The sequence below is a fragment of the Pseudomonas sp. Tav-5-1A genome (genome assembly GCF_055755055.1).
Genome location: NZ_CM146901.1, coordinates 4,398,743 through 4,414,610, shown reverse-complemented (window position 1 = coordinate 4,414,610; position 15,868 = coordinate 4,398,743). Strand labels below are relative to the sequence as shown.

The following is a 15,868-nucleotide window of genomic DNA, read 5'->3' as shown; positions in this document are numbered from 1 at the left end:
TTTTGAAGTCCGACCCTTTGAGAGTGCACCGAAAGTGCGCACGGTCAGGTTCCAAAAAAGGCGGTAAACAATGCTGATTTCGCTTCAAGCCCTCCGGGCACTGGCAGCCTGGACGGTTGTCTGCCATCACTTCATGCAGATCTTCTTCGACTTCCATGCCAGCGGCCCCATCGGCCAATTCTTCGTTGATCGCGGCGCCGTCGGCGTGGACATTTTCTTCGTCATCAGCGGCCTGGTGATCTACCTCTCCACCCAGGACAAGGACATGCCCGCCGGGCGTTTCCTCCTCAACCGCGCCATCCGTATCGTGCCCGCGTACTGGTTCTACACCCTGCTGATGGGACTGATGATCGTCGCCGTCGGCCAGCAGATGCCGCACCAGGTGGTGGACCTGCCGCATTTCATTCTGTCGCTGCTGTTCATCCCATCGGAGAACCCCGGCGGCTACGGCCTGTACCCCACCCTGAACGTCGGCTGGACCCTAAACTACGAAATGTTCTTCTACCTGATGTTCTCGCTGGTGTTCGTGGTGCCCAAGCGGCATCGTCCTTTAGTCGTAGGCCTGGCGCTGTTCGCGGTGTGCGAAATGGTCGGCCACTATGGGGTGCTGAGCCGCTTCTACGCCAACAACATCATCTATGAATTCCTGCTCGGCATCGCCATCGGCTGGGCCTACCGTCGTGGCTGGATCGCCCAGGCGCTGTGGGTGCCGCTGCTGGTGATCGGCGCCTCGCTGGTGGCCATCTACAACCTGCCGGCCAGCGACCGGCTGTTGAACTGGGGTGTGCCCAGTGCCTTGATCGTGCTGGCCTGCGTGGCCATGGAGCCGTGGTTCAAGGGCAATCGCGTGCTCAAGACCCTGGGCGACTGCAGCTACTCGGTGTACCTGATTCACGTGATGGTGCTGTACACCGGCTGGTTCGCCAGCGAGCGCCTGAACATCAACCCGTACCTGGTTTTCGCCGTTTGCGTGCCGGTCATCGCCCTGGCTTCGTGGGCCAGTTACGTGTGGATCGAGACCCGCCTGTACCGCCGCATGAAGGGCTGGGCGGAGGCGCGCCTGGCGCCGGTGGAGCGCCCATCCATAACCTGACAAAAATACTGGGACTTTGTGCCGCGCCCGGTTTGGCGTAAACTGCCGGCAAGTCTGTGAGGAACTTACATGAGCGCCATAACGATTACCGACGCGGCACACGATTACCTGGCCGATCTGCTGGAAAAGCAGAACACCCCGGGTATCGGCATTCGCATTTTCATCACCCAGCCGGGCACCACCTACGCCGAGACTTGCATTGCCTACTGCAAGCCGGGCGAAGAGAAGCCGGAAGACACCGCCATCGGCCTGAAGAACTTCACGGCCTGGCTGGACGCGGTCAGCGTGCCGTTCCTGGAAGATGCCGTGGTGGACTACGCCACCGACCGCATGGGTGGCCAGCTGACCATCAAGGCGCCGAACGCCAAGGTGCCGATGGTCAATGAAGACAGCCCGATCAACGAGCGCATCAACTACTACCTGCAGACCGAGATCAACCCCGGCCTGGCCAGCCACGGCGGCCAGGTGACGCTGATCGAAGTGGTCGAGGACGGCATCGCCGTGCTGCAGTTCGGTGGCGGCTGCCAGGGCTGCGGCCAGGCCGATGTGACCCTGAAGGAAGGCATCGAGCGCACCCTGCTCGAGCGCATCCCGGAACTCAAGGGCGTACGCGACGTGACCGACCACTCGCAGAAAGAAAACGCCTACTACTAAGGCGTACGCTGCGCACCCGAAAAACGGCGCCCCGTGAGCGCCGTTTTTTTATGCCTGCACGCCGAAGCGCTCGGCGTAATCCTGCGGGCTGACGCCCAGGGCCTTGTGAAAGCTGCGGCGCATGCTCTCGGGGTGGCCGAAGCCGCACAGCCGCGCCACGCTCTGCACCGAGGCCTGGCCGCCTTGCAGCAGGGCGCGGGCTGATTCCAGCCGCACCTGCTCGACGTAGCGCGCCGGGGTGACCCCCAGTTCGGCCATGAACACCCGGTACAGGGTGCGCGGGGCCATGTACGCCCGTGCCGCCAGGGCTTCCAGCGACAGGTCGCCGCCCAGCTGCCCGGGTATCCACTCCAGCAGCGCGCCCAGGCGCGGCGCGCGGCAGGCCTGGGGCGCCAGGTGCGGGCTGAACTGCGCCTGGTCGCCGGGGCGCTTGAGGAACATCACCAGGCGCCGGGCCACGGCCAGGGCGATGGGCCGGCCGAGGTCGTCTTCCACCAGGGCCAGCGCCAGGTCGATGCCGGCCGTGACCCCCGCCGAGGTAAAGCGCTGGCGGCTGGCGCGGCTGTAAGTGTGCAGGCGTTCGCCCTGTACATCGATGGCCGGGAAGGCCTTGAGCGCTTCCACGTCGGCCCAATGGGTGGTGGCGCGGTGGCCATCCAGCAGGCCGGCGTGGGCCAGGATCAGCGCGCCGGAGCACACCGAGCCCAGGCGTTGCACCTGCGCGGCGGCGCGGCTGAGCCAGTCCAGCAGCGGCTGGTTGGCGAATTGCGCCGCCTCGCCGCGCCCGCCGGGCACCAGCAGGGTGTCGAGGCTGGCGGGGTCGGTGTCGTGGTAGCGCTGCTCGGCATACAGGCTGAAACCTGCCGAGGTCGCCACCGGGCCGGCCTGTTCCCCCAGCATCAGCAGGGTGTAGGCGGGCGCCCGGCCCAGGCGCGCCAGCTCCTCGTTGGCCGAGGCGAACACCTGCATCGGCCCGGTGACGTCCAGGCTCATCACCTCGGGATAAATCAAACAGGCAATCCGGCGCATAAAAACTCCTGGTGATTCCCGTAGCAGCGGCCACAGGCCGCGTCCGGGTCAACGCGGTGCACCTGGGGGGACGCGGCCTGCGGCCGCTGCTACAGGGGTTGTCTGTAAAGGTGCGCGTGGCCGGCGCGGTAGAGCGCCGACTCGCCGAAACAGTCCGTGTCCAGCACCCGCCCGACCAGGATCAGCGCCGTGCGGCGGAAACCCTTCGCCGCTACCTTGGCTTCAATGTCCGCCAGGCTACCGGTCACCCAATCCTGGTCCGGCCAGCTGGCCTTGTGGATCACGGCGATGGGGCAGTCGGCACCATAGTGGGGCAGCAGTTCCAGCACGATTTTCGACAAATGCTGCACGCCCAGGTGAATGGCCATGGTCGCGCCGTGCCGCGCCAGGTCGTGCAGGGCTTCGCCTTCAGGCATCGGCGACTTGTCGGCATAACGGGTCAGGATCACTGTCTGCGACACCCCCGGCAGCGTCAGCTCGGCGCCCAGCAGGGCTGCGCAGGCGGCAGTGGCGGTGACGCCAGGGATGATCTCGAAGGGAATGCCGCGTGCGCGCAGGCAGCGGATCTGCTCGCCGATGGCGCCGTACAGGCTCGGGTCGCCCGAATGCACCCGCGCCACGTCCTGGCCGCGGGCATGGGCGGCGGCCAGCAGGTCGATGATCTGCTCCAGGTGCAGCTCGGCGCTGTTGACCACCTGTTCGGCCTGGTGGCCTTCGAGCACGGCGGCGGGCACCAGGGAGCCGGCGTAGATGATCACCGGACACTGGCGGATCAGCCGCTGGCCCTTGACGGTGATCAGTTCCGGGTCGCCGGGGCCGGCGCCGATGAAGTAGACGGTCATGTGCAAATCCTGAAGAAAACGAATGCTGCTTGAGCGAAATTCAAGTGCGAGGCGGTGATTATCCGGGAATCGGGCCCGCTTGTGCCAACGCCAGGGTGGCTTTGGCGTTTTTTTGCCGGCTGACGCGCAGCTGGCTGCCGGCCCCGGCCAGTGCCAGCGCGGCGCTTTCGGCCACGCCGTGGCAGCCGGTGTGGCTGAAGGCGACGGCGGAGCGGTGGGTCAGCCGGGGCTCGAAAGGCGCGAGCTGCGCGGCGCTGAAAAGCGTCAATGGCACGTCCAGCGCCTGCGCCAGTTCCAGCAGCCCGGCCTCGTCGGCCTTCAGGTCAATGCTCGCCACGCCCGTCACGTCGCCGCGGCTCAGGCCGTGGTGGGCGAGGGTGGTGTCGAGCAGGTCGGCCAGCACGCTGGCGGGGCAGCCGCGCTGGCAGCCGAAGCCGGCGTAGAGGTCAGGCATGGGAGGCGTCCGCACATTGCAAGCCACCACTATACCCGTAGCCGCTGCCGCAGGTAGCGGCTACGGGGCGATGTTGACCTTCCCCCCCACACTGCGTAGCCTTGCAACTTCGAGGTTCTCCGCCACGCGGAGCCAAGATGGGAATGCGGTCCAAGCCGCAGCTGCCCCCGCAACTGTAAGCGGTGCGCACCCCGGCAATGCCACTGCGTTCCACGCGGGAAGGCGCCAGGGTCGGCTTTCGAGCCCACGCCGCAAGCCAGGAGACCTGCCTCGACAGACTTCCACTACAACCGGGCGGGGTGATCCGGTGGCGAATGCCCCCGCGTGCCCGGCACCCGCGGTTCTCGTCCCGTTTGCCCGCCATATTGCCAAGGGCATCCGATGAAAACACTGGCCAAGCTTCCCGTCACCATCGTCACCGGCTTCCTGGGCTCGGGCAAGACTACCTTGCTGCGCCACATGCTGGACAACGCCCAGGGCCGCCGCATCGCGGTCATCGTCAACGAGTTCGGCGAGCTGGGCATCGACGGCGAAATCCTCAAGCAGTGCACCATCGGCTGCACCGAGGAAGAGGCCACCGGCCGCGTCTACGAACTGGCCAATGGCTGCCTGTGCTGCACCGTGCAGGAAGAATTCTTCCCGGTGATGCGCGAACTGGTGGCCCGCCGTGGCGACCTCGACCACATCCTCATCGAGACCAGCGGCCTGGCCCTGCCAAAACCGCTGGTGCAAGCCTTCCAGTGGCCGGAAATCCGCAGCGCCTGCACCGTCGACGCGGTGATCACCGTGGTCGACAGCCCGGCCGTGGCCGCCGGCACCTTCGCCGCCTTCCCGGACCAGGTCGACGCCCAGCGCAAGCTGGACCCCAACCTGGACCACGAATCGCCGCTGCACGAGCTGTTCGCCGACCAACTGGCCAGCGCCGACCTGGTGATCCTCAACAAGGCCGACCTGATCGAGCCCGAGGCCCTGGCCGCCGTGCGCCGCGAAGTGGCCGAGGAACTGCCGCCGGCGGTCAAGGTCATCGAAGCCAGCAGCGGCCGCCTGCCGCTGGACGTGCTGCTGGGCCTGGGCGCCGAGTCGGAAGAACACATCGACGGCCGCTTGACCCACCATGATCATCACCACGACGACGATGATCACGACGACCACGACCACGATGCCTTCGACTCCATCTCCATCGAGCTGCCCGAAGCGCCGGAAGCCCAGCTGCTCGACGCCCTGACCACCCTGGTGGTCAAGCACGGCATCCTGCGGGTCAAGGGCTTCGCGGCCATTCCGGGCAAGCCGATGCGCCTGCTGATCCAGGGCGTGGGCACCCGCTTCGACAAGCACTTCGACCGCGCCTGGCGCGCCGAAGAAGCGCGTAGCACGCGCCTGGTGCTGATCGGCCAGGAGCTGGACGCGGCCCTGCTGGAAAGCCAGCTGCGCGCTGCCCTGAACGGTTAAGCCATGCACCTGCTGAGAACCCAGCCCGGCGGTTTCGTGCCGGACGACAGCATCGCCGACCTGGGCCAGACACCGGCCGAGCTGGTGATTCTCTGCAGCGGTGACTCGCACCTGGCGCTGCTGGCCGAGGCCGCCCGGCAACTGCCGGACGATTTCCCCAGCCTGCGCCTGGCCAACCCCATGCAGGTACAGAACCACGCCTCCGTGGACCTGTACGTGGACGAGGTGTTGCGCCACGCCAAGGTCATCCTGATTTCCCTGCACGGCGGCATCGGCTACTGGCGCTACGGCGTCGAGCAGCTGGTGGCGCTGGCGGAACGCGGCGTGCAGCTGATTCTGGTGCCCGGCGACGACCGCCCCGACCCCGAGCTCAGTGACCTGGGCACCGTGGGCCGCGAGGCGGGCGAACGCCTGTGGCACTTCCTGCGCCAGGGCGGCATGGGCAACGCGTTGTCGTTGTTCAACTGCCTGGCCAGCCAGTTTCTCGGTCGCGACTACGCCTGGGCAGAGCCCCAGGCGCTGCCGCGCACCGCCATCTATCACCCGGCCCACCACGATGCCGGCCTGGCCCATTGGCAGGCCGACTGGCAACCCGGCCAGGCCGTGGTGCCGCTGATTTTCTACCGCTCGCACCTGCAGGCGGCCAACACCGGTTTCGTCGACGTGTTCTGTCAGCGCCTGCTGGCGGCCGGCCTGAACCCGCTGCCCATGGCCGTGGCCAGCCTCAAGGAGGCCGGCTGCCTGAGCCAGGTGCAGGCCTGGATGGACGAAGTCGGCGCGGCGGTGATTCTCAACACCACCGGCTTTGCCCAGTCCAGCCCGGAAGCGCCGCACCTGCGGCCGTTCCGCCGCGACATCCCGGTGATCCAGGCCATCTGCGCCCAGGACAACCAGCCCGGCTGGGAAGCCAGCGAGCAGGGCCTGGGCCCGCGCGACCTGGCCATGCACATCGCCCTGCCGGAGCTGGACGGGCGCATCATCAGCCGCCCCATCAGCTTCAAGGACCTGGCCTGGCGCAGCGAGCGCAGCCAGTCCGACGTGGTCTGCTACCGCGCGCACCCCGAGCGCATGGATTTTGTCGCCGAACTGGCGCGGCGCTGGGCCGAGCTGGCGCGCCTGCCCAACGACCAGAAGCGCATCGCGCTGATTCTGGCCAACTACCCGACCCGCGACGGCCGCATCGGCAACGGCGTGGGCCTGGACACCCCGGCGGCGGCGCTGAACATCCTGCGTGCCCTGCACGTCGAGGGCTACCCAGTGCAGGGCCTGCCCGCCAGCGGCACGGCGCTGATCCAGCAGTTGCTGGGTGGCGTCAGCAACGACCTCGACAGCCTCGACCTGCGCCCCTGCGCCCAGAGCATGGCCATGGACGACTACCTGGCGGCGTTCGCGCGCCTGCCGCTGGCCAACCAGCAGGCGGTGCGCGAGCGTTGGGGCGAGCCAAGCGCCGACCCCATGTGCCGCAGCGGCCGCATGATGGTCGCCGGCCTTCGCCTTGGCCTGACCTTCGTCGGCATCCAGCCGGCTCGTGGCTACCAGCTGGACCCCAGCGCCGTGTACCACGACCCCGACCTGGTGCCGCCCCACGGCTACCTGGCGTTCTATTTCTGGCTGCGCCACGCCTATGGCGCCGACGCCGTGGTGCACGTGGGCAAGCACGGCAACCTGGAGTGGCTGCCGGGCAAGGGCGTGGGCCTATCCGAGCACTGCTGGCCGGACGCGCTGCTGGGGCCGATGCCCAACGTCTACCCGTTCATCGTCAATGACCCGGGCGAGGGCGCCCAGGCCAAGCGCCGCACCCAGGCGGTGATCATCGACCACCTGATGCCACCGCTGACCCGTGCCGAAACCTATGGCCCGCTGCGCGACCTGGAGCGCCTGGCCGACGAATACTACGACGCCCAGCTGCTGGACCCGCGCCGCGCCCGCGAGCTGCAACGCGAGATCCTGGCGCTGGTGCGCGACGCGCAGATCGACCGCGAGCTGCAACTGGATGCCGGCTGGGACAGCGACGCCGACGCTGCGCTGTGGCTGCCGCGCCTGGACACCTACCTGTGCGACCTGAAGGAATCGCAGATCCGCGACGGCCTGCACATTTTCGGCGAGTCGCCCACCGGGCGCCTGCGCATCGACACCCTGGCGTCGCTGTTGCGCATCCCGCGTGGCGATGGCCGCGGCGCCCACGCCAGTCTGATCCGCACCCTCGGGCGGGCGCTGCAGCTGGGCTTCGACCCGCTGGACTGCAACCTTGGCGACAGCTGGGACGGCGCCCGCCCGGCCTGCCTGCAGGCGGTCAGCGCGGACAGCTGGCGCACCGCCGGTGACACCCGCGAACGCCTGGAGCTGTATGCCGCGCAACTGATCGAACAGGCGCTGCACACGCCTGCCGCCACTGGTTGGGCTGACGTCGACCTGATTCTCGACAGCCTGCGCGACACCGTGGCGCCACGCCTGGACGCGTGCGGCCCGGCCGAGATCGGCGGCCTGCTGGCGGCCCTGGGCGGGCGCTTCGTGCCTGCTGGCGCCAGCGGCGCGCCCAGCCGGGGCCGCCTGGACGTGCTGCCCACCGGGCGCAACTTCTTCTCGGTGGACGTGCGCAACCTGCCCACCACCACCGCCTGGCGCATCGGTTTCGCCTCGGCCAACCTGATCCTCGAACGCCACCTGCAAGACCACGGCGACCACCTGCGCCAGCTGGGCCTGTCGGTGTGGGGCACCGCCACCATGCGCACCGGCGGTGACGACATCGCCCAGGCCATGGCGCTGATGGGCGTGCGCCCGGTGTGGGCCACTGGCAGCCAGCGCGTCGACGACTTCGAGATTCTGCCGCTGAGCCTGCTCGACCGCCCGCGGGTGGACGTGACCCTGCGGGTGTCGGGCTTCTTCCGCGACGCTTTCGCCAACCTGCTGCGCCTGTTCGACGCCGCCGTGCAGGCGGTGGCCGCGCTGGACGAACCGGACGACCTCAACCCGCTGGCGGCCAAGGTGCGCAGCGAGCAGCAGGCCCTGCTGGCCCAGGGCATCGCCGCCGAACAGGCGCGCCGCGAAGCCGGCTGGCGCATTTTCGGCGCCAAGCCCGGCAGCTACGGCGCCGGTGTGCAGGGCGCCATCGACGGCCGCCTGTGGCAGACCCGCGAAGACCTGGCCGAGGCTTACCTGAACTGGGGCGGCTACGCCTACGGCGGCACCGACGACGGCACGCCGGCGCGGGCGCAGTTCGCCCAGCGCCTGGGCCAGGTGCAGGCCGTGGTGCAGAACCAGGACAACCGCGAGCACGACCTGCTCGATTCCAACGACTACTACCAGTTCCAGGGTGGCATGCTCGCGGCTGCCGAAACCCTGGCCGGCAAGGCGGCCGCCAGCTACCACGGCGACCACAGCCAGCCCGACCTGCCGCGCATTCGCACCTTGAAGGAAGAACTCAACCGCGTGGTGCGCGCCCGTGCGGTGAACCCCAAATGGATCGACGGCGCCAAGCGCCACGGTTATAAAGGAGCGTTCGAGCTGGCCGCGACGGTGGACAACCTGTTCGCCTTCGACGCCACCACCCATTTGATCGACGACCACCAGTACGCCTTGCTCGCCGATGCCTACGTGCTGGACGCCGACACCCGAGGTTTCATGCAGCAGCACAACCCCCATGCCCTGCGCGACATCACCGAGCGCCTGCTGGAGGCCCAGCAACGCGGCCTGTGGGGCGAACCGGGCGACTACCGCCAGGCCCTGGAAGAACTGCTGCTGGATATAGAAGAAGATGCCTGACATGCGCGATACCCCGCATTTTCCCCTGGCTGCCGTGGTTGGCGCCGACTCGCTGAAACTGGCCCTGTGCCTGAGCGCCATCGATCCGAAAATCGGCGGCGTGCTGATTGAAGGCCCGCGCGGCATGGCCAAGAGCACTTTGGCCCGTGGCCTGGCCGACCTGCTCGCCAGCGGCCAGTTCGTCACCTTGCCCCTGGGCACCACCGAGGAACGCCTGGTGGGCACCCTGGACCTGGACGCGGCGCTGGGCGAGGGCCGCGCGCAGTTTTCCCCTGGCGTGCTGGCCAAGGCCGACGGCGGCGTGCTGTACGTGGACGAGGTCAACCTGCTGCCCGACCACCTGGTGGACCTGCTGCTGGACGTGGCCGCCAGCGGCGTCAACCGCGTGGAGCGCGACGGCATTTCCCACCGCCACAGCGCACGTTTCGTGCTGATCGGCACCATGAACCCGGAGGAGGGCGAACTGCGCCCGCAGCTGCTCGACCGCTTCGGCCTCAACGTGGCCCTGGACGGCCAGCCGGCGCCAGAGGAGCGCAGCCAGATCATTCGTCGGCGCCTGGCGTTCGACGCCGACCCTTACGCGTTCTGTGACGAGTGGGCCAGCCGCCAGGACGCCCTGCGCCAGCGCTGCCAGCTGGCGCGGGAGGTGTTGGAGGAGGTGCCGCTGGACGACCAGGCGCTGGCCGTCATCACCGAACGCTGTTTCGCCGCCGGCGTCGACGGCATGCGCGCGGACCTGGTGTGGCTGCGCGCGGCACGGGCCCACGCCGCCTGGCGCGGGGCCCTGGGTATCGAGGCCATGGATATCGATGCAGTGGCCGAGTTCGCCCTGCGCCATCGCCGTCGCCAGCCCCCCGAGGCGCCCCAGGGTGAGCCGCCGCCTGCCGGCGCGCAAGCGCCCCAGGCCGCCAGCGGCGAAGGCCAGTGGGGCGGCCTGCCGCCCCAGGCCACGCCCATGGGCGCGCGGCGTGACGTGCCGAGCTGGCCAAAAAAGCCCTGAGCATTCGCCCGCGCCCCGGGGCGGGTGCCAGACCCCAGGCCGGGCAGCAGCAGGGGCGCCGTGGCGCCGCGCGGGCTGCGGCTTTCGGCCGGGTGGACTGGGCCGCCACGCTGTTGCAGGGGCGGCCACGCAAGGCTGTCGACCTGCGCTGGCAGCAGCGCCGGGCCAGCGCCCATGAGCTGTGGCTGGTGGTCGTCGACGCCTCGGCGTCCACCCGCAAGCACCGGGCCCTCGCCGACGCCAAGGGCCTGCTGGCCGAGCTGTTCGACCAGGCCTACCGCCGCCGCGCCCGGCTGGCCCTGCTCACCGCCAGCGGCGAGCAGCCGCACTGGCAGCGCCATGGCCTGAAAGCTTCCCAGGCCTTGCAGCCCTGGTTGCAGGCCCTGGGCGCTGGCGGCGGCACGCCGCTGGTGGCCGCGCTGGCCCAGGCGGGCGAGTTCCTGGCGCGCCGGGCCAAGGCCTTCCCCCATGAGCAGCAGCGCTGCCTGGTGATCACCGACGGGCGGATCAAGCGCGCAGAGGGCATCGAGCCGCTGCCGTGCCCGGCGCTGCTGATCGATATGGAAAGGGGGGCGATTCGCCTGGGCCGTGCCGTTGAATTGGCGAAACAGCTAGGCGCGGAGTATCGACATATAGACAGTTTGCCAGGCACTTTATAAGTGCTGCGCTGTTATGCCGCAGGCAAGGCAACTCGGATTTTAATTAATTAGCCAGCTATCCGTAGTTGCCACAACTGCCACGGTGCAAAGTGCCACTTATTGTTGTGGCATGCTCCAGGGTTGCAGGTCGTAACCGTCCTGGCGCAGTTCGGCGCGTACTTCTTCGAGCAGGTGGGCCCATTGCGCAGGGTCCGAATAAGTGCTGCTCGGTACTTGCTTGCGACCAATGCTGTTGCGGGTGCGATCTACCACGGTCAGGCTCAGTTCGCCGTTGCCATCCTGTGGGGCCCAGGCCACGCACTGGAAGGGTTCGAAGGCGTGGCCGGCAATCAGAAGTGCTTCGTTGACACGCAGTGGGGCGTTCATGGGGTCAGTCTCTCTAGTGTGCCCGAAAAAGTATGCAGGGCGGCGGCAAGGTCATTACCGATTGCGTCTGCTTGTCTGTACTGATGCTGCCAACCGGGCAACAAGTCACACGCGGGCAGGAAAATGATCAAACTTTTTTGCTCATGGCCTTTTTAGCGTTCGTTTTGACGTTGAAAAATCAACGAAATTCCCGATCGTAAAAACGTGTAACAGTTTTGTAGACCAACGGTCCTTGGCACCGTCAAGTTAATTGCTACTGTTACAGACGGGGTCGCCAACTCGCTGTTTCTAATAACTTTTATATTATTGGCGCCAAGGAGCCGGTCATGCTCGATATGGCAAACACGCGACGCCTGCTAATTGTCGACCCTTGCGACGACTGCCATCAGTTGTTGCCCGGCCTGCGCACCGTGGGCTGGGAGGTGGACAGCTGCGAGCTTGACCAGGCCTGCGACCACCCTTGCGACGTGGGCTTGCTGCGCCTGCAACCCTTTCACCTGGAGCGCCCGGAGGCGGTCAAGGAGCTGATCAGCCGCAGCAACACCGAGTGGATCGCGGTGCTCAACCAGGACGTGCTGCGCATGCAGAACGTCGGTGATTTCGTCTGCGAGTGGTTCTTCGACTTCCATACCCTGCCGTTCGACGTGTCGCGGGTGCAGGTCACCCTGGGCCGCGCGTTCGGCATGGCGCGGCTGCGCGGGCAGGGGGCGGTGCACGTCAACCAGCCCGAGCACGAGCTGTTGGGCGACAGCCGCCCGATCCGCGACCTGCGCAAGCTGCTGAGCAAGCTGGCGCCCACCGAGTCGCCGGTGTTGATCCGCGGCGAGAGCGGCACCGGCAAGGAGCTGGTGGCGCGCACCCTGCACCGCCAGTCCCAGCGCCATGCCAAGCCGTTCGTGGCGATCAACTGCGGGGCGATTCCCGAGCACCTGATCCAGTCGGAGCTGTTCGGCCACGAGAAGGGCGCGTTCACCGGCGCCCACCAGCGCAAGGTCGGGCGCATCGAGGCGGCCAACGGCGGCACGCTGTTCCTCGATGAAATCGGCGACCTGCCGCTGGAACTGCAGGCGAACTTGCTGCGCTTCCTGCAGGAAAAACACATCGAACGGGTGGGCGGCAGCCAGCCCATCGCCGTGGACGTGCGGGTGCTGGCGGCGACCCACGTCAACCTGGAGTCGGCCATCAGCGCCGGGCGTTTCCGCGAAGACCTGTACTACCGTCTGAACGTGTTGCAGGTGGTGACTGCGCCGCTGCGCGAGCGCCATGGCGACCTGGCGATGCTGGCCAACCACTTCGCCCACTTCTACAGCCAGGAAACCGGCCGGCGGCCGCGCAGCTTCAGCGAGGACGCGCTGATTGCCATGGGCAAGCATGACTGGCCGGGCAACGTGCGCGAGCTGGCCAACCGCGTGCGCCGTGGGTTGGTGCTGGCCGAGGGGCGGCAGATCGAGGCCCAGGACCTGGGGTTGGCCAGCCAGACCGCGGTGGTGGTGCCCATGGGCACGCTGGAGGACTACAAGCACCGTGCCGAGCGGCAGGCCTTGTGCGACGTGCTGAACCGCCATTCCGACAACCTCAGCATTGCCGCGCGGGTGCTGGGCATCTCGCGGCCGACGTTTTACCGGTTGCTGCACAAGCACCAGATTCGTTGAGTGTGCCGGGACGCGGCCTATGGCCGCTGCTACGGGGTTTCGTAGCAGCGGCCACAGGCCGCGTCCATTACCATCAGAAGTAATACGGGAATTTCAGGCTGAAGGTGAAGTCCGGCGCGTCATCGGTCATGCCGATGGACAGGTTCGGCACGATGGTCAGCGCATCGGTGGCCGCGATGGTCATGCCGATGTTGAAGTACCCGGCGTTGGCGTCGCTGGAGGGCACGCCCTGCCAGTCGCCACCGTCCTGCTTGATCTTGGCGCGGCGCTGGATCAGGTCGGACAGCGAGAACGACATGCTCATCTTCTCGTTCAAGGCGAACGCCACGCCCATGCCTACCTGGAAGCTGTCGCCCAGGTCCACCTTGCCGCCGATGCTGGTGCCGACGTTGGGGTCGATGTCGCCGAAGCTGTTCACGAAGTTGTGGGTGTAGGAGAAGCTGCCGAACAGCACGGCCGGGTCGAAGCTCTTGATCAGCGAGATGCCCGGGGTGACCGACCACATGCCGTTGCCGGTGGGCAGTGAGTCTGGCACGGCAAGGTTGTCGTTGTTCGCCGATTTTACCAGTTTGATGCCGTATGGGTCCTTGCCGGTAGGTGCTTTCACCCGCACGCTGAATACCGCGTCGGGGCGGTAGGGGCCCTCGTCCATGAATTTGTAGGCGACGCCGGCGTTGATGTCGCCGATGGTGGGGTCGCGGCTGACCGATTCCTGGGAGATGGCAGTGGTGGAACCGCCTGCGCCTGCGGACTGGAAGGTGGAATCGCGGTAGATGACCGGCACGTTGACGTCGAACTGCCAGCGGTTGTTGATGTTGTAGCGGCCGGTCACGTCCAGGGTCCAGCTGTCGGCCTTGATGCGGTCGATGTTGATGTTGCCGAGGAAGATCGAGTCCAGGGCCAGGAAGCCGTTGAGCACCAGTTGCCGGGTGTCGTAGTGCGAATAGGTGATGCCGGTCTCGAGGCTGAACTTGCCGCCGCCGAAGAAGCCGGTGTTCTCATCGTACAGGTTGTTGACGCTCTGCGCCGGCGTGGAGTCGTCCTTGAGCGACTGGCCGTACGAGGCGCCGCCTGCGGCACCACCACTGCTGGTGCCCGGGGCGCCGGTGGCGATGGTCTGGGCCTTGCTGGGCTCGGCCGGCGACTTGCTCAGGCGCTTGGGCGGTGGCGTGCCCGGGGTTTCCTCGACCTGCTTGACCCGTTGTTCCAGCACCATCAGTGCCTGTTGCTGTTGATCGTAACGTTGCTTGAGTTGCAGCAGTTCTGCCTTGAGTTCCTCGACCTGGGGGTCGGGGGCTGCCTGCAAAAGCGTTGCGGGAAGCAGAGCGCTTAAGCAGACAACCGCATTGAACGAAAACGATCGTTGCATGGTGAGCCGTCCCTGTTGACTGCATTATTTTGAGACGAAGCGTAGTCCAGATTTTCATGCAGCGTAGGTCAGTACCCCATGTTACGCAGGCCTCTGAGCTGGCTCAGGCCCGAGTCGATATTGCCGCTGGCGGGCACGTTGTTACGCATCACCACGTTGAGCTGGGTCAGGTTGCTGACCTGGTTGGAGCCCCCCAGCAGGGTAGTCAGTTGCGACAGGCCGCCCTGGCCCAGGGCTTGGCTGGTGGTGCCCTGGTTGTTGTTGGCCTGGATCGACATCTGCACGCCGCTGCCATTGCTGGCCACGGTCAGGCTGCCCGCCCCATTGGTGCCGGTAATGGTGCTGCCCGGGGCCAGGACCTGCCCTTGCGGCGCCGCCGGGGTGGGGGCGGCGCTCGCTTGGGAGACGTTGATGTCGACGTTGTTATAGGCGCTGTTGTTATCGCCTGCGGCGCGCACCGACTGGGTCACGCCCTGGGTGGTGGTCAGGCCGGCGCCGCCGGTGACTATGCCGGTGCCGGGGTTCTGCGCCAGGTCAGCGGTGCCGCTGCCCTTGCTATTGAAGGTTTGCACGTAGAACTGCGGGGTGATGGTGGTGGACTGCACCTGCATGTTCGCCCGCGCGCCCAGCATGTCGCCGTTGGCGTTCTGCCAGGTGGTGGACATCACCACGCCGAAGCTGATGATGCGCCCGGGCATGACAAAGCGGCCGCGCAAGGTGGAAAGCTCGGAGTCCTTGACCTCTATCGGTTGGAATGCCGGCGCGGCGTGCACCGGCACACTGGCAGCCAGGCACACGGCCAGCAGCCACTGTTGAGTATTCATCGGGTGCTCCTGGAGCTTCATGCCCCTATTTATTTAGAAGAAATCACTCTGGATGAAGCCGAAGTCCATGAGATCCGCGTCTTGCACGGGCTTGAACTGATCCAGCTGGCCCTTGGCGGTCAGTGGCACGGGCGGGGTGAGCAAGGTGTTGGTCTTGTCGTAGCCCTGGCCAATGACGGCGAAAATGATCCCGTTCCAGCCTTTCACGAAGTCTTCACGGGCGTAGCGCTTGTGGCCCAGCACCGGGTCGCCGACGTAGACCCAGTCGCGTTGCACGCGCTGCATCACAACGAAATGCTTGTAGCCACGAATGTCCATCAGCACCACGACGGGAATGTTGACCTTGTCCAGGCTGTCGGCGGGTATGCGGTAGCCACGGGCACGCATGCCGATGCTTTCCACATACTTCTTCATGTCCAGCATGGAGAAGCCCTGCACCTTGACGGTGTCCTGGTCGGAATGGGCGAGCATGCCTTCGATCACCTGTTTCTCGTCGACGTCCAGCCAGTACGCTTGGCGCAGGACCGTGGCCAGGGCGGCGGCGCCGCAACTGAAGTCGGTCTTCTGCTGGACCAGGTCGGAAAAGTGCCGCTCACGCATGCTCTGGATCGACTTGTGAATCACCGTACCGCCAGGCAGGGCGGGTATGGACATGTTCGAGGCCCAGGCAGGGCCAGCCAACAGCAGCAGTGTCAGGAGGGCAGAAGTGCGCATG

At 66.9% G+C, this 15,868-nt stretch carries 14 protein-coding genes and 1 riboswitch; of the genes, 7 read left to right on the top strand and 7 right to left on the bottom strand.

The genetic code is table 11. The features are described 5' to 3' along the window. Positions 1-70: 70 nt before the first annotated feature. Together AC0J42_RS20050 and nfuA are read left to right on the top strand one after the other, a co-directional pair. Complete coding sequence (locus AC0J42_RS20050) at positions 71-1,093, top strand: acyltransferase family protein (protein WP_473003328.1); 1,023 nt, start codon at positions 71-73, stop codon at positions 1,091-1,093. Between the two features lie 69 nt (positions 1,094-1,162). Continuing rightward, the gene (nfuA, locus tag AC0J42_RS20045) at positions 1,163-1,747 is read left to right on the top strand and encodes a Fe-S biogenesis protein NfuA (RefSeq protein ID WP_416425412.1); all 585 of its coding nucleotides are present in this window, start codon (positions 1,163-1,165) and stop codon (positions 1,745-1,747) included. Positions 1,748-1,795: 48 nt separating this feature from the next. Here nfuA and AC0J42_RS20040 read toward each other — a convergent pair whose 3' ends face one another. The 3 genes from AC0J42_RS20040 to AC0J42_RS20030 all read right to left on the bottom strand — a co-directional run bounded on the left by AC0J42_RS20040 (position 1,796) and on the right by AC0J42_RS20030 (position 4,072). After that, the gene (locus tag AC0J42_RS20040; RefSeq protein WP_473003327.1) at positions 1,796-2,776 is read right to left on the bottom strand and encodes a GlxA family transcriptional regulator; all 981 of its coding nucleotides are present in this window, start codon (positions 2,774-2,776) and stop codon (positions 1,796-1,798) included. 89 nt (positions 2,777-2,865) lie between these two features. Then, positions 2,866-3,618, bottom strand: a complete 753-nt coding sequence (gene cobM, locus AC0J42_RS20035) for a precorrin-4 C(11)-methyltransferase (protein WP_473003325.1) — start codon at positions 3,616-3,618, stop codon at positions 2,866-2,868. 58 nt (positions 3,619-3,676) lie between these two features. Further along, entirely contained in the window at positions 3,677-4,072 is a 396-nt protein-coding gene (locus AC0J42_RS20030) for a cobalamin biosynthesis protein (protein WP_416425409.1), read from the bottom strand. Between the two features lie 95 nt (positions 4,073-4,167). Continuing rightward, positions 4,168-4,359: riboswitch (cobalamin riboswitch) on the top strand. Positions 4,360-4,453: 94 nt separating this feature from the next. On the opposite strand from AC0J42_RS20030, the gene cobW reads away from it, so the two are divergent. The 4 genes from cobW to AC0J42_RS20010 are packed head-to-tail and all read left to right on the top strand — an operon-like array spanning position 4,454 to position 10,942. After that, positions 4,454-5,521, top strand: a complete 1,068-nt coding sequence (cobW, locus tag AC0J42_RS20025) for a cobalamin biosynthesis protein CobW (RefSeq protein ID WP_416425408.1) — start codon at positions 4,454-4,456, stop codon at positions 5,519-5,521. A gap of 3 nt (positions 5,522-5,524) precedes the next feature. Continuing rightward, on the top strand, positions 5,525-9,283 hold the full coding sequence (gene cobN / locus AC0J42_RS20020; protein WP_473003323.1) for a cobaltochelatase subunit CobN: 3,759 nt from the start codon (positions 5,525-5,527) through the stop codon (positions 9,281-9,283). A 1-nt stretch (position 9,284) separates the two neighbouring features. After that, on the top strand, positions 9,285-10,283 hold the full coding sequence (locus AC0J42_RS20015; protein ID WP_473003321.1) for a magnesium chelatase ATPase subunit I: 999 nt from the start codon (positions 9,285-9,287) through the stop codon (positions 10,281-10,283). Beyond that, the gene (locus AC0J42_RS20010; RefSeq protein WP_473006887.1) at positions 10,265-10,942 is read left to right on the top strand and encodes a vWA domain-containing protein; all 678 of its coding nucleotides are present in this window, start codon (positions 10,265-10,267) and stop codon (positions 10,940-10,942) included. Before AC0J42_RS20015 ends, AC0J42_RS20010 begins: the two co-directional genes overlap by 19 nt. A gap of 96 nt (positions 10,943-11,038) precedes the next feature. Here AC0J42_RS20010 and AC0J42_RS20005 read toward each other — a convergent pair whose 3' ends face one another. Then, complete coding sequence (locus AC0J42_RS20005) at positions 11,039-11,308, bottom strand: hypothetical protein (RefSeq protein ID WP_416425405.1); 270 nt, start codon at positions 11,306-11,308, stop codon at positions 11,039-11,041. A 326-nt stretch (positions 11,309-11,634) separates the two neighbouring features. Between AC0J42_RS20005 and AC0J42_RS20000 the strand changes: the two genes are divergently transcribed. Further along, positions 11,635-12,960: a sigma-54 dependent transcriptional regulator gene (locus AC0J42_RS20000; protein WP_416425404.1), complete on the top strand. Its 1,326-nt coding sequence runs from the start codon at positions 11,635-11,637 to the stop codon at positions 12,958-12,960. 73 nt (positions 12,961-13,033) lie between these two features. On the opposite strand, the gene AC0J42_RS19995 is transcribed toward AC0J42_RS20000, so the two are convergent. The 3 genes from AC0J42_RS19995 to AC0J42_RS19985 form a co-directional block, all read right to left on the bottom strand. Further along, positions 13,034-14,329, bottom strand: coding sequence for a coiled-coil domain-containing protein (locus AC0J42_RS19995; RefSeq protein ID WP_416425403.1), 1,296 nt, complete (start codon positions 14,327-14,329; stop codon positions 13,034-13,036). 68 nt (positions 14,330-14,397) lie between these two features. Continuing rightward, positions 14,398-15,153, bottom strand: a complete 756-nt coding sequence (locus AC0J42_RS19990) for a hypothetical protein (RefSeq protein ID WP_473003319.1) — start codon at positions 15,151-15,153, stop codon at positions 14,398-14,400. Positions 15,154-15,186: 33 nt separating this feature from the next. Continuing rightward, positions 15,187-15,867 carry a C39 family peptidase gene (locus tag AC0J42_RS19985; RefSeq protein WP_416425401.1) on the bottom strand — a complete coding sequence of 227 codons (681 nt, stop codon included), beginning with the start codon at positions 15,865-15,867 and terminating at the stop codon, positions 15,187-15,189. Position 15,868: the final 1 nt, after the last annotated feature.